This is a genomic window from Dehalococcoidia bacterium (assembly GCA_025054935.1).
Classification (GTDB): Bacteria; Chloroflexota; Dehalococcoidia; order SpSt-223; family SpSt-223; genus JANWZD01.
In genome coordinates this window covers 91,581-115,296 of sequence record JANWZD010000006.1, presented here as the reverse complement: position 1 = coordinate 115,296, position 23,716 = coordinate 91,581, and the positions used below count along the sequence as shown (strand labels likewise).

The 23,716-nt window shown below is 67.2% G+C and carries 19 protein-coding genes and 1 tRNA gene; 10 read left to right on the top strand and 10 right to left on the bottom strand.

What is annotated here, in order from left to right:
* The first annotated feature begins 50 nt into the window (after nt 1-50).
* The 8 genes from NZ773_08715 (at nt 51) to NZ773_08680 (ending at nt 11,516) form a co-directional block, all read left to right on the top strand.
* Nucleotides 51-878: an alpha/beta hydrolase gene (locus tag NZ773_08715; GenBank protein ID MCS6802006.1), complete on the top strand. Its 828-nt coding sequence runs from the start codon at nt 51-53 to the stop codon at nt 876-878.
* A gap of 106 nt (nt 879-984) precedes the next feature.
* Nucleotides 985-2,361 (top strand): glycosyltransferase 87 family protein, encoded by a 1,377-nt coding sequence (locus NZ773_08710; GenBank protein ID MCS6802005.1) that lies wholly within the window; start codon nt 985-987, stop codon nt 2,359-2,361.
* The gene (locus NZ773_08705; protein ID MCS6802004.1) at nt 2,358-3,155 is read left to right on the top strand and encodes an enoyl-CoA hydratase; all 798 of its coding nucleotides are present in this window, start codon (nt 2,358-2,360) and stop codon (nt 3,153-3,155) included. Before NZ773_08710 ends, NZ773_08705 begins: the two co-directional genes overlap by 4 nt.
* The gene (locus NZ773_08700; GenBank protein ID MCS6802003.1) at nt 3,152-3,661 is read left to right on the top strand and encodes a hypothetical protein; all 510 of its coding nucleotides are present in this window, start codon (nt 3,152-3,154) and stop codon (nt 3,659-3,661) included. The genes NZ773_08705 and NZ773_08700 overlap by 4 nt, the downstream gene beginning before the upstream one ends.
* Before the next feature lie 142 nt (nt 3,662-3,803).
* Nucleotides 3,804-6,128 carry a glycosyltransferase family 39 protein gene (locus tag NZ773_08695; GenBank protein ID MCS6802002.1) on the top strand — a complete coding sequence of 775 codons (2,325 nt, stop codon included), beginning with the start codon at nt 3,804-3,806 and terminating at the stop codon, nt 6,126-6,128.
* A gap of 35 nt (nt 6,129-6,163) precedes the next feature.
* A complete protein-coding gene (gene aroA, locus NZ773_08690; protein MCS6802001.1) occupies nt 6,164-7,459 on the top strand; it encodes a 3-phosphoshikimate 1-carboxyvinyltransferase in 1,296 nt (431 codons plus the stop codon).
* Nucleotides 7,456-9,612 (top strand): glycosyltransferase family 39 protein, encoded by a 2,157-nt coding sequence (locus NZ773_08685; GenBank protein MCS6802000.1) that lies wholly within the window; start codon nt 7,456-7,458, stop codon nt 9,610-9,612. The genes aroA and NZ773_08685 overlap by 4 nt, the downstream gene beginning before the upstream one ends.
* Nucleotides 9,609-11,516 carry a DUF2079 domain-containing protein gene (locus NZ773_08680; GenBank protein ID MCS6801999.1) on the top strand — a complete coding sequence of 636 codons (1,908 nt, stop codon included), beginning with the start codon at nt 9,609-9,611 and terminating at the stop codon, nt 11,514-11,516. The genes NZ773_08685 and NZ773_08680 overlap by 4 nt, the downstream gene beginning before the upstream one ends.
* On the opposite strand, the gene NZ773_08675 is transcribed toward NZ773_08680, so the two are convergent.
* The 3 genes from NZ773_08675 to NZ773_08665 form a co-directional block, all read right to left on the bottom strand.
* The gene (locus NZ773_08675; protein ID MCS6801998.1) at nt 11,490-12,518 is read right to left on the bottom strand and encodes an amidohydrolase family protein; all 1,029 of its coding nucleotides are present in this window, start codon (nt 12,516-12,518) and stop codon (nt 11,490-11,492) included. The genes NZ773_08680 and NZ773_08675 overlap by 27 nt on opposite strands.
* A 64-nt stretch (nt 12,519-12,582) precedes the next feature.
* Entirely contained in the window at nt 12,583-14,958 is a 2,376-nt protein-coding gene (locus tag NZ773_08670; protein MCS6801997.1) for a hypothetical protein, read from the bottom strand.
* 25 nt (nt 14,959-14,983) lie between these two features.
* Nucleotides 14,984-15,817, bottom strand: a complete 834-nt coding sequence (locus NZ773_08665; GenBank protein MCS6801996.1) for a PIG-L family deacetylase — start codon at nt 15,815-15,817, stop codon at nt 14,984-14,986.
* A gap of 214 nt (nt 15,818-16,031) precedes the next feature.
* On the opposite strand from NZ773_08665, the gene ndk reads away from it, so the two are divergent.
* Nucleotides 16,032-16,508, top strand: coding sequence for a nucleoside-diphosphate kinase (ndk, locus tag NZ773_08660; protein MCS6801995.1), 477 nt, complete (start codon nt 16,032-16,034; stop codon nt 16,506-16,508).
* 3 nt (nt 16,509-16,511) lie between these two features.
* On the opposite strand, the gene NZ773_08655 is transcribed toward ndk, so the two are convergent.
* From NZ773_08655 to NZ773_08635, 5 genes are all read right to left on the bottom strand, one after another.
* On the bottom strand, nt 16,512-16,688 hold the full coding sequence (locus tag NZ773_08655; protein MCS6801994.1) for a hypothetical protein: 177 nt from the start codon (nt 16,686-16,688) through the stop codon (nt 16,512-16,514).
* 13 nt (nt 16,689-16,701) lie between these two features.
* A complete protein-coding gene (gene rsfS, locus NZ773_08650; GenBank protein MCS6801993.1) occupies nt 16,702-17,073 on the bottom strand; it encodes a ribosome silencing factor in 372 nt (123 codons plus the stop codon).
* A 119-nt stretch (nt 17,074-17,192) separates the two neighbouring features.
* Nucleotides 17,193-20,015, bottom strand: a complete 2,823-nt coding sequence (locus tag NZ773_08645; protein ID MCS6801992.1) for a molybdopterin-dependent oxidoreductase — start codon at nt 20,013-20,015, stop codon at nt 17,193-17,195.
* 27 nt (nt 20,016-20,042) lie between these two features.
* Nucleotides 20,043-21,686 (bottom strand): NADH-quinone oxidoreductase subunit F, encoded by a 1,644-nt coding sequence (locus tag NZ773_08640; GenBank protein MCS6801991.1) that lies wholly within the window; start codon nt 21,684-21,686, stop codon nt 20,043-20,045.
* Nucleotides 21,683-22,219, bottom strand: a complete 537-nt coding sequence (locus tag NZ773_08635; protein MCS6801990.1) for an NAD(P)H-dependent oxidoreductase subunit E — start codon at nt 22,217-22,219, stop codon at nt 21,683-21,685. Before NZ773_08635 ends, NZ773_08640 begins: the two co-directional genes overlap by 4 nt.
* 251 nt (nt 22,220-22,470) lie before the next feature.
* Between NZ773_08635 and NZ773_08630 the strand changes: the two genes are divergently transcribed.
* On the top strand, nt 22,471-22,773 hold the full coding sequence (locus NZ773_08630) for a hypothetical protein (protein ID MCS6801989.1): 303 nt from the start codon (nt 22,471-22,473) through the stop codon (nt 22,771-22,773).
* A 221-nt stretch (nt 22,774-22,994) separates the two neighbouring features.
* On the opposite strand, the gene NZ773_08625 is transcribed toward NZ773_08630, so the two are convergent.
* Together NZ773_08625 and NZ773_08620 are read right to left on the bottom strand one after the other, a co-directional pair.
* Nucleotides 22,995-23,069 (bottom strand) — tRNA-Met (locus tag NZ773_08625).
* A gap of 38 nt (nt 23,070-23,107) precedes the next feature.
* Nucleotides 23,108-23,662: a GNAT family N-acetyltransferase gene (locus NZ773_08620; GenBank protein ID MCS6801988.1), complete on the bottom strand. Its 555-nt coding sequence runs from the start codon at nt 23,660-23,662 to the stop codon at nt 23,108-23,110.
* Nucleotides 23,663-23,716: the final 54 nt, after the last annotated feature.

Here is a 23,716-nt window from a genome sequence, read left to right as displayed (position 1 = left end):
TCCGCTCGGTCTGGTACCATTGGTGGGAGTGCCTACGTGCGGAGGAAGAGGTGAACCTCCTCGCGCCGATTGAGCGCGATTTTTTCGTCAACGGCCTGAAGCTCCACCTCCTTGATTGGGGAGGAGAGGAGCGGGAGCCGCTCCTTCTCCTTCACGGGTTCGCTTCCCATGCCCATGCGTGGGATACCTTAGCGATCGCGCTTCAGCCGCATTTTCGTGTTCTGGCGCTGGATCAGCGCGGCCATGGGGACAGCGACCCGGCCGATCAGTACGGTCCGACATTCACGGCGAGCGACATTGATGGCATTCTCGACCAGCTCGGGATCGAGCGGCTGATCCTGATCGGGCTGTCAATGGGCGGACGCAATGCGATGTATTACGCTGCGACCCGGCCTCATCGAGTGACGCGGCTTGTGGTGATCGATATCGGTCCGGAAGTGAGCCGCCGAGCGAGCGAAATGGCGGGACCGCCCGAGCCGGAGACGTGGGAGAGCATTGAGCATGCTGCTCGTCATCTCCATCGGAGCAATCCCTATCCGGGCATCCATTATTTCCGCTGGGTTGTCTCCCACAGCTTGAAGCGGCGCGAAGACGGCGCGCTTGTCTGGAAGTGGAGCCCGACGATCCGTCAGCGCTCTGGCATCGGCGCCGAGATCGACTGGTGGCAGATCGTGCGCGACATTCAAGCGCCGACCCTCATCCTGCGCGGCGCATTCAGCCCGGTGCTCGACGCCGAGGTCGCGGAGCGGATGGCGGCGGAGCTGCGCGACGGCCGGTACGTTGAGATCCCCGAGTCATTCCACACGCTGCACGAGGACAATCCCGAGGCGGTTCAAACCGCTCTCGAGGATTTCCTCGGCTTCCGAGGGGTGCGCTGATCTGACGGGCGTCGCGGCTCCTTGGCGGTCCTTTCTTCTCGCGGCGGGGCTTGCGCTCGCAGCGGTTCCCGCTCTCGCAACTCTCGCGCTTGGGGTCGTTGTCGCGATGCGCCCCACTGAGGCGCTGTACGGCGAAGGGATTGTCCTCTCCCAAGCGCTCGCCGTTGCCGCCGGCCAGCCCCTCTATCCCCCGCTCGGGCAGCCGCCGTATGCCGTGACCGCCTATACCCCGCTGTACTACCTGATCGTCGCCCTGCTCTCCGCTCTTACCGGTCCTTCGCTCGTCCCTGGTCGGCTGCTCTCGTTGGCGGCCTTCGCGCTTGCAGCGTTCTGCATTGCTCTCGCGGTGCGGCGCCAAACGACGTGGGCGTGGGGGATGCTGGCAGCCTTCGCCTTCCTCGCGCAGCCTGCCGCGACCGAGTGGATCGGGCTGCATCGGGTAGATAGCCTCGCCCTTGCTCTCTCGCTCGCCGGGCTCGTCGTCGGGGCCCGGGGCCGCCTCCTTCCCGCGGCGGCGCTCCTGCTGCTCTCCGTGATGACGAAACAGACCTATCTTGCTGCTCCGGCGGCGATCGTTGCTTGGCTGATGCTGGAACGGCGCTGGCGCGACGCCGCGCTCTTCTTTGGCGCGTTCATTTCCCCGCTCGCGACGATTGTGCTCACCCTCGACTGGACAACGGGCGGCAATTTTCTCCGCCATATTGTCTGGGCGAACCTGAATCCCTACTCCGCAAGCCTCGTTCTCGACTGGATCGGCTGGGCGACGACCGTCGCCGGGCCGCTCTTCATCACTGGACTTGTCGGGCTCCTCGTCCTGCCGCGCTCGTGGCTGCTCTGGAAGCTGTACTTCGTTTTCACCACACCGAACGTGGTGGCGCTTGGCAAAGACGGTGCTTCGTTCAACTACTGGCTCGAGCCGCTGGCAGCGGCGTCCCTGCTCGCGGGCGGGACCCTCGCGCTGCTCTTCGCAACTCGGCCGCGGTTCGCGCTCGCCGGCGCGGCGGCGGTCTTCCTCGTCATCGCTCCGTCGGCGACGTCGGCCGCTGAAACAGTGCGGCGCGGTCCTGCGCTCGCGGCGGCGGACCGTCCCGCGGTCGAATGGGCAATCCAAGCGGCCCGCGAAGCGCCAGGGGATGTTTTGAGCGAGGACCTCGCGATCACGGCGCTCGCCGGCAAGCCCCTCGCCTTTGAGTATGTCATCTTCTCGATCCTGTGGAACGAAGGGCGCTGGCGGGAGGACGAGCTGGTCGCCGACCTCGACGCGGGACGCTACCCGCGCCTCATCCTGCTCGGCGATGACGACCCGCTCGCCGGCGACTGTCTCTGCATGCCGCCGCCGGTCTGGGAAGCGCTCCGGGCGAACTATCGAAAGGTCGACCAGGCAGGGCGCTACGTGCTCTACGAGTTTGTCGGCCGGGCCGGCTATACTGCTCGAGCGAACGGCGCCGCTGAAGAGGCGGCCGAGGATGAGTACGACCAGTGAATGCAGATGCGCTCGCGGCGACCGACGAGGTTCTCCTCGCCGAGGATGGCCCTATTGCCACAATCACGCTGAACCGCCCGGCAGCGCGGAATGCCATGAACCGCGCGATGTATCGGCTCTTGCGTGCGCTGTTCGAGGCGCTCAATGAGCGCGCTGATATTCGGGTCGTCGTTCTCACTGGCGCGGGCGACAAAGCGTTTGCGGCGGGGGCGGATATCGCCGAGTTCGCTTCCCTGCGCACCGAGGCGGATGTCCTCGCCTATGAGCAGGAGGTAGAAGGCATGCTCGATGCGCTGGAGCGGCTCGCCAAGCCGGTGATCGCCAAGATCCGCGGCGTCGCGACCGGCGGGGGCTGTTCGTTGGCCGCTGCCTGCGACCTGCGCATCGCTGCTGATGATGCCCAGGTCGGCATTCCAATCGCCCGCACGCTCGGCAACTGCCTCCCCTTGGGCAACCTCTCGCGGCTGGTTGACCTTATCGGGCCAGCCCATGCCAAGGCGCTCCTCTTCACCGGACGGCTGCTCTCCGCCCAAGAGGCGCTCGCCGCCGGTTTTTTGACGGAAGTGACCCGGCCCGATGACCTTGACCGCCGCGTTGATGCGCTTGCGCGGGAGCTTGCCGGGCATGCGCCCCGCACCTTGCAGGCGACCAAAGAAGGAATCCGCCGGCTTGCGGCGGCGCGTCGGGCGGTCGACGGCCGTGACTTGCTCTTCTTCTGCTATCTGAGCGAAGATTTTCGTGAAGGAGTTCGGGCTTTTCTCGAAAAGCGCCGTCCCGTCTGGACAGGCCGATGACCTACTCTGTTGCTCCGGAGAGGACGGGAGCGCCGGCGCGGACAGTGTTTGGCCGTCCGCTCTCGCAGGCAATTGTCATCGCTTCCCTCGCTCTCCTCTCCGCGCTCCTGTTCGTCGCGCTCGCGTTCGCCTTCAGTGCGCAGTCGGTGTCCGATCGAAACGCCCGGCTGCTTCGGTTCGCCACCGCGCCCGATATCCGCATCTCGCGCTTCAGCGGCGACGGCGCGATTGTCGGGGCAGTCTATGAGCGTCCAAGCGCGCCGACAATCCTCGTGGCGGTCACCGGGCTGCCGCCCTTGACGGGCGATGAGCGCTATATGATGTGGTTCATGAAGAACGGCCGCTATTACGAGAGCCAGCGCGTCCGCCCGGACGCCGAGGGGAGCGCGCGGGTGGCGCTTGATCTCGGCGAGCCCGGCTTCTACGACGAGATCCGCATCACGCGGGAGCAGGAGCATCTCCGCGTGCCGACCGGCCAAGTCGTCGCGCGCTGGACGCGTGGCTGAGCCTTCCCCTCGTTCTCCGCTTTTCTTCCCCCGGCTTTCCTCCGCCGCCGCACGCATCCCCTCCGCACGGCCAGCAGCGCGGCGCCAAAGCGGAGACGGCCAGCGCGAGGACCCGGCCTCTCGGCCGCCCCCTGGCCGGTCGGTGCCGGGGCGCGCGGCGCAGGCGCTCGCCCTGCTTGTGCCTTGCGGACTGACGCTGCTCGCCTTTGCCCTTCGGGTTACCACCCTCACCGCGCAAAGTGTCTGGAACGATGAGGCGGGGAGCCTCTGGCACGCGCGCCAGCCTGTTGCCGCGATTGTCGCCGGCGTGGAGCCAGATCACCTCCCGCTGTACTTTCTCTTGCTGAAAGGCTGGGTCGCCCTTGCCGGCGCGAGCGATTTCGCGGCGCGGTTCTCGAGCCTGCTGCCGAGCGTGCTGACGGTGCCGCTCATCTGGTGGCTGGGCCGGCGGCTTGTCAGTGCGGTCGCCGCGGGAACTGCCGCGCTCGTGGCGGCGCTCTCTCCCGCCGCGCTTTACTACGGCCAAGAGATCCGCATGTACGCGCTGCTGCCGCCGCTTGCCATCCTCGCTCTTGGCAGCTTCCTCGAGGCAGCAAACGGGAGGCGGAGGTGGTGGATCGTCCATGCTGCCTCGCTGACGGCGCTGGCGCACCTCCACTTTTTCGGGGCGCTCTTCATCCCGGTCAGCTGGGCGCTGGCGCTTGGCCGCGCAGCGCTGAGCGGCGGAGGACGATGGCGAGCGGGGTGGGCTGCGGCGCAAGCCGCGGTGGCAGCTCTCACCCTCCCGCTCGTCCTAGTTCGTCTCAGCGCGGCGAGCGCCTATCAGTCGGCTTCGGCGGGGGACCTCACGCTCGTCGCGGCTGTCTGGCGTGGCGCCGTTGGGCTGCTGCTCGGCCATCATCTCGAGCGCGTGACGGCAGTGGTGCGCGACGGGCTGGCGACCGCCGACCATCTCCTCAGCCTCTACCTGCTGCTGCCGCTGCTCCTTGTGCTGCTGGTTGGACTGATCCCCTCGCGGCGCGACGGCTGGCCGGTGCTGGCGCCAGCTCTGCTCGTTCCGATCGTTGGTATCGCCGTCCCGCTGCTGACTGGACGCGATTTTGTCTCGCGCTACCTGATGGTCGTCGCTCCGCCACTCTGGCTCCTGCTCGGGGTCGGCGTCACGCGGCTGGCGCGATGGTGGCGTCCCCTTGGGATCGTGGGTGTAGTCGCCGTTGCCGGGCCGGCAGTGGTGGCGCTCGCGCGCTATCACGAGCCGGCGTACGCTCGCGACGATTTCCGCGCTGCAGCGGCGTACGTCTCAGCCCACCTCGAGCCCGGCGACATCGTGCTGCTGAACGCCGGCTACGCTTTCAAGGCGTTCGAGCACTACTTCGTGGGTGACGCTCCCGTGATCGCGCTGCCGGCTCCCCACCCGCCGGACGACCCCCGCCTTGAGGAGGCGACGACGCGGGCAGGAGCAGGCGCGCCGCGAGCGTGGCTGGTGCTCTGGCAGGATTACTACAGCGATCCGAGAGGGGTTGTGCAGCGCACCCTCGAGCGCGACGGCATCCAAATCGATGGGAGGGCGTTCCACGGCGTCAACGTCGCTCGCTACCTGCTGCTCCGCCCGTTCCCTCCGGGCGCGGCGCCGAGCGTCGTCCGCCGCGCTGAGTTCGGGGGCGAGATCCGGCTGCTCGGCTATGACCTCGTCGCCGACCCGCCCGACAATCCGGCGCGCCGGGCCGGGGTCGTGCGCGTTCGGCTGTTCTGGGAGGCGCTGCGCCCGCTCGCGGCGAGCTACCGCGTCGTTGTCCAGCTCGTCAATCCGGTCTATCACGTCTACGCTGCCAAGGATAACCGCCCGGTCGACGACCGCTTCCCAACGACCAGCTGGCCAGTCGGCACGGCCGTTATCGACGAGTACCGTCTTGTCCTGCTCTCCGGCACGCCGCCAGGCGAATACCAGCTGTCGATCGGCGTCTATGACGAGGCGACCGGTCAGCGGCTCCGTGTCGATGGCGGCGACCGAACCGACCTCCTCCTCGGTCCAGTGCGGATTGCGCGGAGCGGCGGCCTTCCCAATCCCGAGCATCCCGTGGCGGTCCGCTTTGGCGACGTGGCCGACCTCCTCGGTTACGACCTCGCCGGCACGGCCCGACCCGGCAGCCGCCTCCGCCTCACGCTCCACTGGCGGGCGCGGACGCCCGCGCCCGGGCTGACCGTCTTTGTCCACCTGGTCGACGCCGAGGGCGCCTTGGCGGCGCAGAAGGATAGCGAGCCGGCGGCTGGCGGCTACCCGACTGATCGCTGGCAGCCCGGCGAATATCTCCGCGACTTCTACGACTTGGACTTGCCGCCGACGCTCGCGCCAGGACGCTATCAAATTCGGGTCGGCCTCTACCGCGGCGATGGCGAGCGCCTGCTGGCCGAGCCCGGCAATCCCGACCGCTCGGCGACGCTTGCGGCCCTCGCCGTTCTCCCGTAGCGGCAGCGGTCGCCGCGGTGGGCGATAATCCGGATGTGACAGCCGCGTATCCTGCAGCTATCGCAATCCCGCCGGCGGAGCGGCCGGTCTCGGGGACGGTCCACCTGCCCGGGTCGAAGAGCATTACGAACCGCGCGCTGCTGATCGCCGGCCTTGCTGACGGACAGTCGACGATTGAGGGCGCGCTTTTCAGCGACGACACCCACTATCTGAGCGCGGCCCTGCGCGCGCTCGGCTGCGCCGTCAGCGAGGACCCTGCTTCCGAGCGGTTTGTAGTCACCGGCGCGGGGGGACCGTTTCCGGCGCGGGCGGCCGACCTGTTCGTCGGCAACGCCGGGACAGCGATGCGGTTCCTCGTCGGCGCCCTGCCGCTCGGCCATGGCCGCTTTCGGGTCGATGGCGTGCCGCGGATGCGTCAACGGCCGATCGGCCCGCTGCTCGATGGCCTCCGCCAGTTGGGTGCATCGGTGCGCGCCGAGTTCGACAACGGCTGTCCGCCCGTCCTGATCGAGGCGAATGGGCTGCGCGGCGGCGCTGTCCGCATGCCCGGGAACCGCTCGAGCCAGTATTTCTCGGCGTTGATGATGGCGGCGCCGCTGACCGAGAACGGAGTGGTCATCGAGGTTGAAGGTGAGCTGGTCAGCCGGCCGTTTCTCGACCTGACGCTTGCGGTGATGGCCGCCTTCGGCGCTGCCGGCGAGCATGAGGCGTATCGTCGCATCGTTGTTCCGGGCGGCCAACGCTATCGCGGGCGGCACTTCCGGGTCGAGCCCGACGCCACGGCCGCCTCCTACTTCTTCGCCGCCGCCGCGCTGACGGGCGGCACGGTCACGGTCGCCGGGCTGAGCGAGGCGTCGGCTCAGGGCGACCTTCGCTTTGTCGAGGTGCTGGAGCGGATGGGCTGCCGCGTTGAGCGAGGCGCAGCGGGGGTGACAGTGCGCGGCCCGGAACGACTTCGCGGGGTCGATGCCGATTTCGGGGCAATCTCCGACACTGCGCTGACGCTGGCAGCAATCGCACCGTTTGCCGACTCGCCGGTGCGGGTGCGAGGGATTGCCCACGCGCGCTTGCAAGAGAGCGACCGAGTTGCGGCGATGGCAACGGAGCTGCGCAAGCTCGGCGTGCCGGTGGAGGAGCACCCGGACGGATGGACAATCGCGCCGGCGCAGCCGCGCGGCGGCGAGGTGGACACCTACGATGACCACCGGATGGCGATGAGTTTTGCCGTCCTCAGCCTCCGGACGCCCGGCGTCGTCATCCGTGACCCGCGTTGCGTCGCCAAAACGTTCCCCGACTTCTTTGAGCGCTTCGGACGGCTGATTGCCGGATGAGGGTTCACCTGCGCCTCGCGCTCGTGGCGGCCGCCTTTGCCGCCCTCGCCGCGCTGACCAGCATCGCTATCCCCCCGTACGAAGCGCCGGATGAGACGATCCATCTCGACTATGTCTTTCATCTCCGCCTGCGCGCTGCTCTGCCGGTGATGACGGGCGACCCGGCGACGACCGTGGGCGGTCAACAAGCGTTTCATCCGCCGCTCTACTACGCGCTCGCGGCCCTGCTCACGCTCCCTGCCGACCCGAGCGGCTACCGCGAGGCGCAGCGGATCAACTGGTTCCAGCAGTTCGACCGTTCGCTGCCCGGCAACAAGAATGTCGTCATCCATGAACAGAGCGGGCTGCTGCCGTTCCGCGGGCCGACGCTCGCCGTTCACCTTGCGCGGCTCGCCTCGGTGCTCTGCGGCGTAGTGACCGTCGTCTTGGGCGGGCTGGCGGCGCGAGAGGCTGGCCTCGCTGATGGCGCCGCACTGCTCGTCGCCGGATTTATCGCGACGCTTCCGCAATTCGTCTTCCTCTCCGCCGTAACTAACAGCGACAACGCCGTCATCGCTGCGGCCGCCGCAGCCGTCTACGTGTCGCTGCGGCTGCTCCGCCGCGGGGTGACGACGGCGGGAGTGGTCGCGCTCGGCATCGCCGGCGGGCTGGCGACGCTCGCGAAGATGTCGGGGGCGATCGTCGCGGCGCTGGCGCTGGCAGGGCTGCTGCTGGCGCACTGGGGAGGTCGCGCCCGCGGGCGCTCGCTCGCTCGCGACCTCCTGCTCCTCGCCGTGCCGGCGGCAGCGCTGAGCGGCTGGTGGTTTGTCCGCAACCTCGCGCTCTACGGCGACCCGCTGGCATGGCGAGAGCTTGTCGTTCTCGCTGACGCGATTGTCCGGCGCGACCTCTCGCCGGCGGCGATCGCCGCGGAACTGCTGACGCTGCGCCACTCAAGCTGGGCCCTGTTCGGCTGGGGAAACGTCGGCCTGCCCGATTGGGCGTACCTCGTCTTCGACGCCGTGGTGCTGCTGGGGCTTGCCGGCTGGCTCCTCCGGCTGCGGCGTCGCCCTGCTCTGCAGAACGACGGGGTGACGCCGCAGCCGCGTGCGGCGCTGCTTCTCCTCAGCTGGTGTGCCGCATTCGCCGTCGCGCTGGGACGCTGGATTGCGGCGTTTGAGCACGGCGGCCAAGGCCGGCTCTGGTTTCCTGCGCTTGTGCCGTTCGCGATCCTGCTCGTCAGCGGGCTTGCCGGTCTCCTGCCGCGCCGCCGGCTTGCCCTCCCCTTGCTCGTTGTCGCAAGCCTCGGCGCTCTTGCCGCCGCTGCCCCGTGGGCAGTTATCCGTCCTGCCTACGCCGCTCCTCTCCCGCCGCCGGGGCCGGTTCCCGAGAACATCCGCGCACCGTTCTCTCCCGGCCTTGAGCTGGTCGGCTACCGCTTCGCGCCGGAGCGCGTCGTGCCGGGCGAGGTCGCGACGCTCTGGCTGTGGTGGCGTGTCGACCGGCCGGTCGACAGCGATCTCGCCGTGCAGCTGCGCGTGCTCGCCCGCGACTTTCGTCCGGTGGCGGAGGTGCGCAGCTATCCTGCAGCCGGCAGCACCACGTTCGACCAGCACGCGGCCGGCACCGTGCTCGCCGACCACCATTATTTCCGTGTCCCGCATACGCTCGACGCGCCCGATTATCTTCGAGTCGAAATCGCGCTGCTGGAGCGTCGCAGTAGAGCGGCGATCGTGAGCGAGCGAGGCATGGTCACTGTCGGACCACTTCGCGTGACGGGCGGAGTGTGGCCGCCGAAGGGGATGACGCAGGCGGAGCTTGCCATCCCCGGCGCGTTGCGCCTCGATGGGGTCCGCATCGAGCAGTATCCTCCCGAGCAGGCGGCGAGCGGGGGGTCGCTCGCGCTGCTGCTTGCGTGGACGGCAGAGGCGCGGGCGCGGACGGCGGCGGCGCGCATCGAACTGCTCGACCCTGCGGGACGGGTCGTCGTCGCTGCAGACCGCGGACTTGGGAGCTGGCATCTCGTCGAGCAGTGGCGGGCGGGCGACCGATTCGTCGATGAGCTTGACCTTGATCTTCCTCCTTGGCTGGAGGATGGCGACTATCACGTGCGCCTGATGGCGACCGTCGATGGGAAGTCGGCCGCAGGGAGTGTAGGAGTGGTGCGGCGATGAGCGTCTTTGCTGATTTCGCGCTGGCGCTGGCCGTCGCGGGGGGGCTTGGCGTCGCTGGCTGGCTGCTCGCCCCGTGGCTGCGGCTGCCCACCTGGTCGATCCATCTCCTGCCGGTGCTTGCTGCGGGCTGGGGCGCTCTCTACGCCTGGCTGTCGGTCGCCAAGCACGACGCCTTTCGGACCCACGCCTATGACCTTGGGATCTACGACCAAGTGATCTGGAACACGAGCCAAGGGCGGCTGTTCGAGAACTCGATCATGCATTTTCTCCCCCACTTTCTCGGGGACCATTTCTCACTCGGCTTGCTGCTGCTCGCGCCGATCTACTGGGTCTGGCCCGACCCGCGAGCGCTGCTCATTCTCCAGGCGTTCGCGCTGCCGGCGGCAGCTCTTCCGCTGGGCTATCTCGCGGCGCGGCTGCTGAAGTGCGCAGCGGCCGGTCTTGCGCTCGGCGTCGCCTATCTCCTGCATCCGGGCAATGCGTTTACGGCACTCTTCGACTTTCACGACATCGTCTTCGCGCCGCCGCTGATCGCGCTTGCCCTGCGCTTCCTGCTGCTCGGCCGGCCGGGCGCCTTCACTGCTTCCCTGCTCCCAATCCTGCTGATCAAAGAGGAGATGGGGCTGGTTGTTGCGGCGGTGGGGGCGTGGACCCTGCTGTTCACGCGCTTCAAGCGAACTGGCCTTCTCGTCGCGACAACAGGAGCGGTCACCTTTGTCGTCGTTATCTTTCTGCTCGTGCCGCTCTTCAATCCAGAGGGGCAGTACTACTACCTCCGCCGCTACTTTGATACCGGCGCGCCGGGCGGCGAGGCGGCAGTGTCAGTTGAGCGCTTCCTTCAGCTTATCCCGGGGCTCTTCACGGCAGAGAAGGCCGCTTATGTCGGTCACCTGACGGTGCCGTTTGCGCTGCTGCCCTTCGCTGGCCTCGCCAGCCTGATGGCGCTGCCGACGCTCGGCTATCATCTGCTCAGTCCTGAATTCCCCTTTGCCTTCATCGAGAAGCATTACAGCGTCCTGCTCCTGCCGTTTCTCGCATTTGGCGCGGCTCAGGCGCTGCATCGGCTTGGGATGCGCTCGCCCCGGCTCCTCGCAGGCGGGGTCACGGCGCTTCTTGGCGCGTCTGGAGCGGCCTACTACCTGATCGCGCCGGGGCCGCCGGCGCGCAGCTACGACCCGGAGCGGTTCGCGCCCAACCCGCGCGCGCCGGTTATCCGCGAGGCGATCGCGCTTATTCCGCGCGATGCCAGCCTGCTCGCCCAGACCGACCTTGTGCCTCATGTCTCGCAGCGGCGCCAGATTTATATGTTCCCGGACGCGCCGGTGTTTGCCGGGGCGGACTACGTCCTGCTCGACCTCGAGGGGAATAAGTATCCGCTCTCTAATCCTGAGGACGACTACGACCGCGAACTGCAGCAGTTTCTTTTGAACCCGGATTTCGAGACGATCTTCGACCGCGACAATATCCTCGTCTTGCGCCGCCGCGTCGTCCCAATCGCGCCGACATTCCCGCTGGAGGTCAATTTCGCGCGCCGGATCGCGCTCGATGGGGCAGACGTGACGCCGACGACGCTCCGTGCCGGCGAGACCGTCACGGTGACGCTCTGGTGGCGAGCGCTGATCGACGTCCCGCAGGATGTCGTGCTGTTCATCCACCTGATCGGTCCAGATGGAGAGCGCTGGACTCAGCTGGACAAGCAGCCGACCGAAGATTGGTTCGGGACATCTCGGTGGAAGGCGGGACGCCGGTTCCGCGTGCCGTATGAGCTTACACTCCCAACGACTGCGCCGCCGGGCGACTACCGCATCGTTGTCGGCCTCTACGACGTCAACAGCCAGCGGCGCCTCGGAATCGTCGGCGGAGGGAACAGCGTCGACCTACCAGCGCCGCTGCACGTCCGCTAGCGGGGTCTCCGACCAGTCGATGTTCGAGAAGCAGCGCATCGCGGCGAGGTGACAGATGCCGTCGCGCTCCTCCTCCGTGAAGCGGATGCCGTAGCGCTCGCCCCACTCGGGCAGGTTCTTGAAGATGTCGGTCCACCGCTGGGTCTCCTGCTGGCGGCGCCGGCCGACGCCCGTTTGCGGCAGGTCGGTGCCCCACACGATGCGGTACGGCCCGACGGTGTCGAGGAAGACACGGATGACCCGCAGCAGTTCCGGGATGTTCTCATCCTTCACCGCGCCCAGCACCTGCCAGTCGCAGAGATCGAGATAGATGTTCGGTTTGTTGCGCGCCGCTGTCAGCCCCCGCCAATAGGCGCCGGTCTCGAAGGGGCCCTGCAAATTAGTGTGGCCCATGATCACCCGCAGTTCGGGGAACATAACGGCCACCTCTTCCACCCACTCAGGCCAAGTCCAGCGCGTCCGGCTCGACTTCCCAGCCCCGCCGGTGTGGATCAGCACCGGAACATCGAGCTCGATCGCCTTCTTGTACATCGGCCAGCAGATCTCGTCGTTCGGCTGGAAGCCGCACGGCGGGTACACCTTCAGGCCCACCGCGCCGTGCTCAACGACCATCTCTTCGAACAGCTTCACTGCCCGCGGCCGGCGAGGATCGATCCCTGCCATGGCGTAGAGGCGCCCCTTGTACTTGGCGGCATTTCGGAGGGTAATGCGGTTGATCTCCTCCACGGGCACCGGCGCGTCTTCTTCCGGTCCGTAGGCAAGGCCCCAGTCCAGCGTCTGGATAATTCCCACGTCGATCCCGTACTGCTCCTGCTCCCGCATTGCGCCGTCGCAGGTAGGGTCCATCGTCGGGGCGCGCTTGATCCGTTCCAACACCTCGTCAACGTTCTTGGGGGGGTAGACCGAGTAGGCATTCGCCTCGGCAGTTTGGCGCAGGTGCGTCGGCGGGAACCAGCCTACATCCCAAAGGTGACGGTGGACATCGACTATCTTCGTCGTCATCAGCCCTTCCGGTTTCTGCGGTCTTACGAATGGGCTCAGGATACGCCGCGCGCTGGGCGCTTGTCTACGGACCAAGCGCCCAAATCGTTACCCCCTCGCGCTCATAGAGAAGGAGGACCCCGGGCTGGCGGGCGATCGCCGCGGGATCGATCGCGCCGCCGCGTCTGCCGAGGTAGAGATGCGTCCAGCCGTCCTGGCGAAGGAAGGCCACAAGCGCTTCTGGCTGGCTCGCCAGCCGAAGCGCCTCTGCAATCGTCGCATTGCGGGCGAGTACCTCGGCCGAGGACCGAAACGAGTAGCTGAGCGGCGGCACAAGCGACTCGCGGCCGGTGACAATACGAATCCAATAGCCGCCGTCGACGCCGACGTAGAGCGAATAGGCCCAGGGCTCCCCGTTGTTGGCGATCCGCGCCCCGGGAGGGAGATGCTGCGCTGCCCACGCTAGGGCACGCCGGTCGGCGTCGTTGTAGAAGAGGAGGTCGCCAAGCCGCGCTCCCAGCGTCCCGGGCCGGGCTGCCGTCAGAAATGTGAGGCCGAGGAGTGCGAGTGTCGCTGCCGGGGCGAGGACCGCGGTGCCGAGACGGAGCGCGCCGAGCGCAGCGACCGTCCACGCTGCCCAAAGCCCGACCGGAAGGTAGTAGGCGATCGCTGCTGAGAGGGGGTTGACCGCGAGCCCGAGCCGAAGGCCGGCGACGCCGAACCAGGTAAAAAGGGCGAGCACTCCCGCTGCCCAGCCGATCGGCAGCAGCGGCCGAGCGACCGTGAGGTTCCGGCCGAGCAGGAGCGCCGCGCCGCTGGCGAAACAGAGGGCGGCCAAGACCCAATCCGTGCCGTCGTACTGAAGGGTCCAGGCGGGGAACTCCTGCGGTCCGGCGGGACCCTCGGCAACCGCGGGGATCCAGAACGTTGCAACCACGCCAACCAGCCACGGCGCGAGGAGGAGCACTGCGCCTCCCCCGGCGAGCAGCGCGACCCCGATGTTGCGCCGTCGGACCGGCAAGCGCGGCGGCGGGAAGAGCAGCAGCGCCGGCGCGGCGCTGACGGCGAAGGCAAGAGCGCGGTAGTGCGTCAGCGCAAGCCCGCCCCCGAGCAGCGCGAGCGCGATTGCGAAGCGAGCCGGTCGTGCTGCTGCGAGCGTCCATGTCGCGACCGCGAAGAGAGCAGGAAGGATGGCCAGCCCCGCGATCTGGGTGAAGCGTGACCAAGCGAGCACAAAGCCTGGAAGCGGCAGAACGAGCCCTGTGACAAAAAGGGCCGCTGCTGCCGGCCATGCGCCGCCACCCCACTGGCGCACAAGGAGAACGACGCCGAACAGCGCGGCAACCTGCAGCGCTTGCCCGACCGCGAGCAAGCTCCAGTCGAGCGGCGCAGCGGCGGTCCCGCTCACGAGCGCCACCAGTCCCGAGAGCCCCAGGTGATAGAAATCGGCGCGGTTGGCGATCGCGGCGGGGGAGATGTCGAGAAGGGCGCCCCGCTGCTGGATCGTGCGCGCGAAATCGGTGATCGAGGTCGAATCGACCCCAGGCGCGCCGCCGATGCCGACGAGCGCGCCGAGACGCGTGGTAACGACGGCCGCTGCCACAATGACAAGCGCGAAGGAGCCATCGCGCAGCCGGCGGCGTCCCCAGCCGACCGGTCGGCGGCGGGGAATGCGCTCCCACGCCCACCGCGCGAGCGCGACCGCGCCAAGCGCTGCCAGAGCGAAGGCGACGCCGCGCAGCGCAAGAGTAGCGAGGTCGGTGGGGAGACGCCACGGACCGAAGCTCCAGAGGGCGCCAAGGACAGTCAGCAGGGCGGCGGAGAGCGCGGTCCAGAGCGCGAGCACAGCGACCCCATTGACGCTGGATCGGCCGCTGAGCGGGCAGCCGATCCAGCGCCAGAGGAGCCAGCCGGGCGCGAGCAGCCAGACGATGGTGGCGCCGGCGAGCAGAGCGTGCCGACCGAGCCCGCTCAGCGCGGCGGCCGCGATCTCGCGCCATGTCCACCGCCGAAACCACTGGTAGACAGCGAGAGGGGGGTCATCTCGGTGCTGAACTCGGACCGCGAGGGGAGGGCTGTCTGCCGGCCGGCTCAGGCGAAGACGGAGCGCGCCGTCCTCCGGCGCAACCTCAACGGGGAGAAAGAGCGCAGACGCGCCGTCCGCTACGAGGCGGCCGGCAGCGCGCGGCGTCTCGCCGTCGAGGATCGTGTAGTCGAGGGTGCCGCTCGCGCCGTCGCCGAGCCGGATCTCAAGCCCGTGCCAGCGTTCGCCGCGAGGGTCCAGCGGCGTGTCGAAGGACATCCCCGGCTGGAGCATCCACACGCCGCGAGGATAGCTGGTCGGACTGGCAGGCTCCGGCCAGAGTGGGCGCTCCGCAGTGACGGCCGCCCAGAAGACGAACCCGCCCGCAAGGAGAAGAGCAACAGCGCCGAGGAGCGACCGGAAGGAGAGCGTGGTCACTCGCTCCCGCGGTCAGCGACCGGGCTCACGCCGCTGAGGAGACAGGAGCGAAGATCTCGTCCCGCTCGCCCGGAGCGAGCGGCGGCGCGGCGCGAATGAACGCCTCGATACCAAACAGCCGCTTCTGCTCCTCGCTCCACTCGCGATTCCACGCGCCGTCCGGGCGGAGCTGGGTGCGGTGGGCCTGTAGTGCCCGGCGTTTGATCTCGAGCACGTCACTAATGTCGACAAAGGTCGTGATCTCCGCTTCGGGCGTGCCGAGTGCGCGGCGAGATGGCGGCGCGTCTTCGCCGTCGCGCCGGCGCGACTCGATCCACCGCTGAAACCATTCCCGCACGAAGGTAGCGTAATACAGCTTCGCGGGCTGCCAGGGGTCGCCTTCCTCAGGAAACAGCTCCGGCGTTCCGGCTTCGGCGAAGGCATCCGTCGCAAGCTGGGAGACGAGCCGGTGGTCGGGATGACCGTAAATGCCGAACGGCTCGAACGTGATGATGAGGTCGGGACGGAGGCGCCGCACCTCGCGCACCAACCGCTGCAGCATCTCGCTCCGGTCGCCGTTGATGAAGGCGCGCGGGTCGTGGTTGGGCTCAGTGCCTTCCATGCCGGAGTCGCGGTAGCCGAGGAAAATCGGCGGGTCGATCCCGAGGATTGCGCACGCTTCGCGCAGTTCACGCTCACGCACTTCGCCGAGGGTCTCTGGGGTGGCGAGCGCAGGGTCGCTGATCTCGCCGACCTCGCCGCGCGTGGCGCAAATCAGGATCGACCGGCCGCCGAGGCGGACGTTCTTAACGAGCGTTCCCGCGCACACGCCTTCGTCATCCGGATGAGCAAGAACAGCGAGAATAGTGAGACCGGGCACAGCGCCTCCGGGGACAATCGCGTCTGAGCGCGATCGTAGCGCAGGGGCGCTCTGCTGGCCACTGGCGCGGGAGGGGAGCCCGGTCGCCGCAGCGGCGGCGGGCCGATATGATTGGGCCGCTGTCCCGAAGCAGAGGAGCGCCGGCGCAACGCCTCTTCGGGCAGCTGCAGCGTGCCCCACAACTGAACCCGAGTACGATACGAAAGGATCGCGAGTGGAACGTACTCTCGTTCTTGTCAAGCCCGATGGCGTGCAGCGCGGGTTGATCGGCCCAATCTTGGAACGCTTCGAGCGGCGGGGGTTCAAAATCGTCGGCCTGAAGCTGCTGCGGGTGAGCCGTGACCTCGCCGAGCGGCATTATGCCGAGCATGTCGGCAAGCCGTTTTATCCGACCCTCATCGCCTACATTACGGCTGGTCCTGTTGTCGCCGCGGTGCTGGAGGGACCCGGCGCCATCGCGACAGTGCGCGCCATGCTCGGCAAAACCAACCCCTTGGAGGCTGCGCCGGGCACGATCCGCGGCGACTTCGGGGTGGAGACGGAGCGCAATCTGGTTCATGCCTCCGACGGCCCAGAAAGCGCAGCACGGGAGATCGCGCTCTTCTTCTCGGAGAGCGAGATCCTCGACTACCGCCGGGCGACCGACCCGTGGATCCTGCGGCTGCCGGACGGCGTCGCCCCAGCGTGGTGAGGGCTACTGCAGGAAGAGGTCAAATCGCAATTGGCGCTGCCGGCGGAAGAAGAGCTGGCTGATCAGGTTGGCAAGATGCGGCCCAACCCCAAGCGCTGCAATCGAGCCGAGGACGAGGCCGCCGAACGCCCCAACGAGGATGCCGATCGCGAATGCGCGGGTGACGTCTTTGGCCTCCACGCGTTCTCCTTTCTTACTGAATCTGCACGACCGGAGGCGCGTCGCGCCACAGCCGCTCAAGCCGATAGTAATCGCGCTCGGCGGGAGCGAAGACGTGGACGATCACGTCGCCGTAGTCAAGCAGCACCCACCCCGACTCCGTTTCTCCTTCGCGCCGCCGTCGGCCAATGCCAGCACGGACAAAGGCTTCTTCAATTCCTTCAACAACGGCGTTGATTTGGCGGGCCGTCTCGGCGGTACAGATCACGAAGTAGTCCGCAATGTTGACGACCTTGCGGACATCGAGCATGACAATATTGCTTGCGTGCTTATCGACGGCAGCCTCAACGGCGAGGCGGCCAATTTCCAGGCTATCCAGCGCTTCGTGCTCCAGCGGTGATGGCAATTTCGCCACAGTATACCATGGGAGCAGGCTGCCTTTCTGCTCCTTGACCCGTCAAGGAGCAGCATCCGGCACGATGCGGCCCGAAAGCGACCGGCCTGATAGGACCTTCGTAGGAGCGGTTAGGCGGCGCTGATGCGCGCCGGAACCGCCTTGAACACCGGGCTCTTGGCCGCGGGGTCACGCTCAGGCCCGAAGAGGCCGTTAACGCCGCTCTCAGGGAAGTTGATCGTCACCGCCGCCGTGCCGGGCGGCTGAAGCGACGTGACCGTCGCTCGCGCCCGGGCGACACCGTACGGTGTCGTGATGAGAACGGCCGCGCCGTCGACGATGCCGGCAGCGGCAGCATCGTCTGGATTCAGTTCAAGCCGCTCCTCGTTCTGGAAATGGGCGAACTGCTTGACAAGGCGAGTTTGGACGCCGGTCCCGAAATGCTGGAAGCTGCTTGTCAGCCCCAGCAGGAGCGGATACCCGGCGGGAGCATCGACTGCCTGGGGCGGATCGAGCGGGTGCAGCGTGAAGCTCGATTCCGCGGTGAACAGCACCTCTGCGCCCGGGGCATCGGCGCTCGGACACGGCCAAGGAAGAGGACCATCGTCCAGCCGGTCGTAGCTCATGCCGGCGTGGAGGGGAGAGACGCGGGCGATCTCGTCAAAGATCTCGGTCGGATGGACGTACGGGAAGGCGGGCGAGCCGAGGCGGGCGGCGAGTTCGGCGATGATCTCCCAGTCTGGCCGGCTGCTGCCGAGGGGCGCGATCGCCTTGCGGATGCGCTGGACGCGCCGCTCGGCGTTGGTAAAGGTGCCGTCCTGTTCGGCGAATGAGGCGGCCGGCAGCACAACGTCGGCCAGTTTCGCCGTCTCCGTCAGATAGAGGTCCTGAACAACGAGGAACTCGAGCGCGTCGAGCGCCTCGCGCACCCGGGGTCCTTCGGCGGCGGACTGCGCGGGGTTTGCGCCCACAATATACATCGCGGTCAGCCGCTTCTCGCGGGCGGCGTCCAACTGCTCCTGCAGGGTGAGCCCGCCGCTGGCGGCGATGGGGCCTCCCCACATCGCTTCGAGGCGTTGGCGCGCTGCCTCGTCGTCGGCCGGGGCATAGCCGGGGAGGAATTCCGGAAGCAGACCGAGGTCGAAGGCCCCGCGGGTGTTGTTCGCGCCGACCGGGAAAAGGATCCCGGCGTTCGGCTTGCCGATGTTGCCGGTGAGGACGGCGAGCGCGCAGAGCGCTGCGACCGCTGCGACGCCGTCGCGCTGCTGGGTGAGACCGCGGCCGAAGATCGCGAGCGCCGGCCCGCTCGTGGCATAGAGCCGTGCCGCCTGGGCGATCTGTTCAGCCGGCACCCCGCTCAGCCGCTCGGCTTCCGCCAGCGTGAACGGCGCGAGCGACTCCCGTAGGTCATCGACCCCGCGCACGCTCGCGGTGCTCGCGCCGAGAGCGGCAAGACCTTCGTCGAGGATCAGTTTCAGCATCGCGCCGAGCACGACACGGTCGGTGCCCGGCTTCGGCCGGAGCCAAAGGTCGGCATAGCGCGTCGGCTCAATGGCGCGCGGGTCGATCACGATCACTTTCGGCCGAGGAGCTTCGCGGACACTCGTGTCCGGCAGATAGCTGAAATAGCCCGTGTTCTGCGGCACCTGCACTTGGGGCCGGATTGCCTGCAGCAGTTTCATCGCCGTGATCGGGCTGGTATGGCTCAGGTTGTTGCCGACGAGCAGAATGCAGCGCGTTTCGTTGATCGCGTCGTGGAGGGTGGTGGACGCGCCGGCGCCGAGCACGCGGTACATGCCGAGCAGGCCGGCGGCGTCACTGAGCCGGGCGGGAGTATCGATGTGGGGGGTGCGGAGCACGAGGCGGGCGAGCTTCTGGAGGAGGTAGCTCGCCTCGTTCGTCGTCCGCACCGAGCCGATGACTCCGATCTGCCCGCCGATGCGCGCGCCGAACTCGCGGGCGACGAGGTCGAGCGCTTCACTCCATGAGGCGTCGACCAGCCGGCCGTTCTTGCGGATGAGGGGTGTTACGAGGCGGGCGGGACTGGCGATCGGCTCGGCGGTGGCAAAGCGGCCCTTGATGCAGTATTGGCCGCCGTTGACCTCGGCCTCCCAGACGGGGCCAACTCGGATCAGCGTGCCGCGCTTCTGCTCGAGCCGGAAGACACAGCCGTCCGAGCAGTAGTGGCAGACCGATTCGGTCGTGCTGTCGGCGACGCCGGCGAAGCGGTTGCGCCGCTCCTCGATTGCGCCGACCGGACAGACATCGATGCACGCGCCGCAGAAGATGCAGCCTGCCTCTTCGAGCGAGGCGCCTTCGGCGGTGTCGATCATCGTTTTGCCGGCGCGGTCGATGATCGCGTAGACCGACTGGGCGCGCACTTCGTCGCAGACGCGCACGCAGCGTCCGCAGACAATGCAGAGGTTCCAGTCGAGCGCAATGAGCGGGTCGGTGCGGAGGGGGATATTCTTCGTCCGCACTGGCATCGCGATCTCATCCAGCCCGACGTAATCGCAGTTCATCTGCAGCTCGCAGCGGTAGTTCGCCGGGCAGGTGACGCAGCGGAAGTCGACCGCAACCGAGCGGAGACAAGTCTCCTGCGGGCCGCACTGGTCGCGCTTGTGGCAGGAGAGGCAGCCGATGGGGTGCTCGGTCAGGATCAGCTCCATCACGTTGCGGCGGAGCGTGAGCACCTGCGGCGTGTTGGTGTGAACGACCATGTTCGGCGCGACCGGCGTATTGCAGGCTGTGGGGACGCCCCGCATGTTCTCAATCTCGACCATGCACATTCGGCAGGCGCCCCAAGGGCGAAGCGCCGGATGGGCGCAGAGGTAGGGGATAAAGATGCCGGCCGCTTTTGCGGCGTCGAGCACGGTTGTCCCTTCGGGGACAGTGACCTCGTAGCCATCGATCGTTAGCGTGATTGGCTTGGCATCTGCCCGAACCTTGGGCATCGTCGTCCTCCGCCGGCTGGGCCGGTCTTAGCGCGCGAGCAGCGCATCGAACTCGTTGCGGAAATGGAGCAAGGCGTATTTGACAGGCTGGTGCGCCACTTGGCCATGGCCGCAGAGCGACCCGTATTGTAGGGTCGGCATCAGCTTTTCGAGCTCGCGGATATCGAGCGGGCTGCCGGCGCCGGCGCAGATCCACTCCATCAACTCGTACTGGCGTTGAGTGCCGTAGCGGCACGGGAAACATTTGCCGCACGACTCATCGCGCAGGAACTCGGCGAGATACTTCACCAGCTCCGGGATCGACGTCGAGTGCGGGATGAGGACGAGCCCTCCTGAGCCGATGCCGGTATCGTGCGGCCGCAGTTCGTCGAGCGCGATCGGCAAGTCGAGAATGTAGTCGATCGGCCGAATGTCGGTCGCGGGGCCGCCCATCTGAACGGCCTTGATCTTGGCCGGGTCGCCGCCGGCGAGGTCGACGATCAGCTCGCGGAACGTCATCCCGAACGGCACCTCGTAGCCGCCCGGCCGCTCGCAGGCGCCCGAGAGGGTCAAGACGCGGACCCCTTTGCTCTTCTCCGTCCCGATCGCCGCATACGCTTCCCAGCCGTTGCGGATGATGTTCGGAACGTTCGCGATCGTCTCGACGTTGTTGACTGTCGTCGGCTTCAGCCACACCCCGGCCTGGGCGGGGAAAGGAGGGCGGGCGCGCGGCATCCCGCGGGAGCCCTCGACCGAAGCGATCATGGCGCTCTCTTCACCGCAGAGATAGGCGCCCGCGCCTTCCTTGATGCCGAGATGGAACGAATAGCCGGAGCCGAGAATATTGTCGCCAAGCAGGCCATACTCGTAGGCCTGCTTGATCGCCTCCGAGAGGAGATGCGCTGCCAGCGGGTACTCGTCGCGGATGTAGATATAGCCGTAGGGAATGCGCTGGGCGTAGGCGCCGATGATCATCCCTTCGATGAGCTGATGGGGGACGCCTTCCATAAGGAGGCGGTCTTTGAAGGTGCCCGCGTTCCCCTCGTCAGCGTTGCAGAGGAAGTATTTCTCCTCGGCGGGGGCGCGGTTGAAGCGCCATTTGACGCCTGTGGGAAAGGCAGCCCCGCCGCAGCCGCGCAAGCCGGCCTTGGTGACCCAGTCAATGATCTCGTCAGGGTCCATTGTCAGCGCCTTGGCGAGCCCAGCGTAGCCGCCGTTGGCGAGGTAGTCATCGATGTCGTCGGGCGTGACGGTCCCAGCGAGTGCCATCGTCAGGCGCTTCTGCTTTGTGAAGAGCGGATGCTGCGCGGTGCAGGGGATGCCGCGATAGGGGGCGTCGGCGAAGGCGACAAATGCGAGGTCGGGGCGTGGGTCGTCGTCGACAAGGTAGCTCTGGGCGAGCGCGCGCGCTGTCTCGGGAGTGAGGGGACCGTACATGATCCGCGGCCGGCCCGGCTTGATGATGTCAAGCTGGGGCTCGAGGAAGGAGAAGCCGTAGCCGCCGACGGTCCGAAACTCGACCTCAACTCCGGCCTCGCGGCATGCCTCAGCGAACGCCGCTTTGACCCGCCGGGCGCCGGCGTAGAGGGCGCTCGTTCCCATGTTGACAAGGACCACCGGCTTGCCTGGGTTTTGCCGCTGCTCCCAGCGCCGCTTGGCGCGCTCAACCATCTCAGCAAAAGATAGGGTCATGATCCAAGCTCCTTGATGAGCTGCTCCGTGGGAGCAGGCTTGCCGTCACCCGCGATCGGCGCAGGCTCGCCGGATAGATGGTCCGCGAAGATCTGGCGCACCTTCTCGACGGTCAGGAACGTATGCGCTTCGCCATCGATCTGCATCATCGGGGCAAGCGAGCAGGTCCCGAAGCAGGGAAGCCGCTCGAGATGCCAAGCGCCGTCCGGGGTCGTCTCGAAAGGACGAATGCCGAGGATCCGAGAGATCTCACGCAGGACATCCCGGCCGCCGAGAGCATCGCACGTTGTCCCCATGCAGAAGCGGATCGTATGCTGGGCGGGCGGCTCTCGTTTCAGGAACTCGTAGTAGGTGATCACCCCGAAAACGGTGTTGCGCGAGACGCCAAGCGTTTTGGCGACGGCGTCGATCGCTTCGTTCGGGATGTAGCCGAAGTGGGCTTGCACCTGCTTGAGGGCGTCGAGCGTCGCCCCTTTTTGTCCTTCGAATGGCTCGAGCAAGGCAGCCAGTTCGGCCGCGTCGGCGCCTGACATCTGCATCCTCCGGTTGGGCGCGTCGCGCTTTGTGAAGCATGGAACAAGCGCGCTTCGAGTATACGCCCGCTGCGAAAGGGCCAGCAATAGCGGGAAGCGATCCGCGCGCTCTCAGGCTGCGGCGTCCCCGCTGCGCGCCGAGCGGAAATGCGAGCACCGCTCTCCAAGCAGGCGCCTGCCGATGGGCACGCTCTCGCTCTTTCTGGAGCACCCGAGGTCGCGAGCAGCTTCTCTAGCTGCTGCGCTGGCGCTTGCCGCGCGCGCTCCGTCTCAACTCGGATCAAGCTGAGCAGCTGAAGCGGGCAGGGCTGGTCATTCTTCCCCTGATGACGGAGAACAACTTCGCCCCGATCTCGCAGTGGGAGGAGCGGGGGCGCAACTCGCTGCTGACCGACCGGCGGGTGCAGCGAGCGCTGAACTATGCCCTCAACAAGGAGGTGGTGGCCAACGACCTATGCAGGAGCTACGCCCAGCCAGTCGGCGAGTTCGGTTTTGAACCCAGACACCGAGCCGACTCCTTACGACCCGCTGCTGGCGCGGCGGCTGCTCGCTGAGGCAGGCTATCCGAACAGCTTTCGGCTGCCTCTCAGGATCGAATGCGCGCCGCAGACAGTCCCAAAATCAAGGGCGATAAGTGGGCGACGCGCAACAGCTGCACCTGCGGCAACGCCTACCGGGTCGGATAGCAAGGCACGGGAGCGGAGGACCCCGCAGTCTGAGCGTCATTACTGGCAGCAGTCAGCGGGGCCAGTTCGCGCGGGGGCGGCGGGAGAAATGGTGCCAGCGGAGGGATTCGAACCCCCGGCCAAGGGCTTATGAGTCCCCTGCTCTACCGCTGAGCTACGCTGGCGTTCTCTTGTAATCGTACCGCACGACTCGTGCTGGAGGCTACTGTCCCTCGCCGCCGCAGAACTCGGCGATCCACTCATCGCGCAGCACTTCGCCCACCCAGCGGTCCATCCATTGCCCGCCGCGATACCACTCTCGGCGGTAAACCCCGACTTCCCGATAGCCGCATCGCATCGCCATCTTCAAACTGGCGCGGTTCGGAAGCGCGACATACCCTTTGACTTTTTCCAGCCCGAGCTCAAGAAAGGCGTAGCGCAAGGTGAGCAGCACCGCATCGCTCCCGATGCCGCCATTCCAGGTTTCGCGCTCGCCGAGCATCACGCCTTGGATGCAGTTGCGGTTCATCCAGTCGATTTGATGCAGCCCCACCATTCCAACCAGCCGCTCTTCGAGCAGGACCGTCCAGACAACATCGTGTTGGCTTTTTGCCATGGACTCGATCCATTCCTCTTCCATTTTGGCCGACGGTGGATGACGATAGGGGAGAAATTGGGTCACCTGCATATCGGCAAGCCAGCGGAGGTAGACGGGGATGAACTCGTGTCTCGGCTGTCCGAGCACGACGCGCCGCCCGAGAAGGGTGGGCCCGAACAATTCGCCTCCTGAACGCAGGATAGAGATGACGGAACTGCTTGCTCGGAGAATTGC

Coding starts and splice junctions, on each gene's coding strand:
- NZ773_08675 (MCS6801998.1), bottom strand. CDS start 12,518: ATGACGACGAAGATAGTCGATGTCCACCGTCACCTTTGGGATGTAGGC.
- NZ773_08635 (MCS6801990.1), bottom strand. CDS start 22,219: ATGTCAGGCGCCGACGCGGCCGAACTGGCTGCCTTGCTCGAGCCATTC.
- NZ773_08680 (MCS6801999.1), top strand. CDS start 9,609: ATGAGCGTCTTTGCTGATTTCGCGCTGGCGCTGGCCGTCGCGGGGGGG.
- NZ773_08645 (MCS6801992.1), bottom strand. CDS start 20,015: ATGCCCAAGGTTCGGGCAGATGCCAAGCCAATCACGCTAACGATCGAT.
- NZ773_08710 (MCS6802005.1), top strand. CDS start 985: ATGCGCCCCACTGAGGCGCTGTACGGCGAAGGGATTGTCCTCTCCCAA.
- NZ773_08640 (MCS6801991.1), bottom strand. CDS start 21,686: ATGACCCTATCTTTTGCTGAGATGGTTGAGCGCGCCAAGCGGCGCTGG.
- NZ773_08685 (MCS6802000.1), top strand. CDS start 7,456: ATGAGGGTTCACCTGCGCCTCGCGCTCGTGGCGGCCGCCTTTGCCGCC.
- NZ773_08700 (MCS6802003.1), top strand. CDS start 3,152: ATGACCTACTCTGTTGCTCCGGAGAGGACGGGAGCGCCGGCGCGGACA.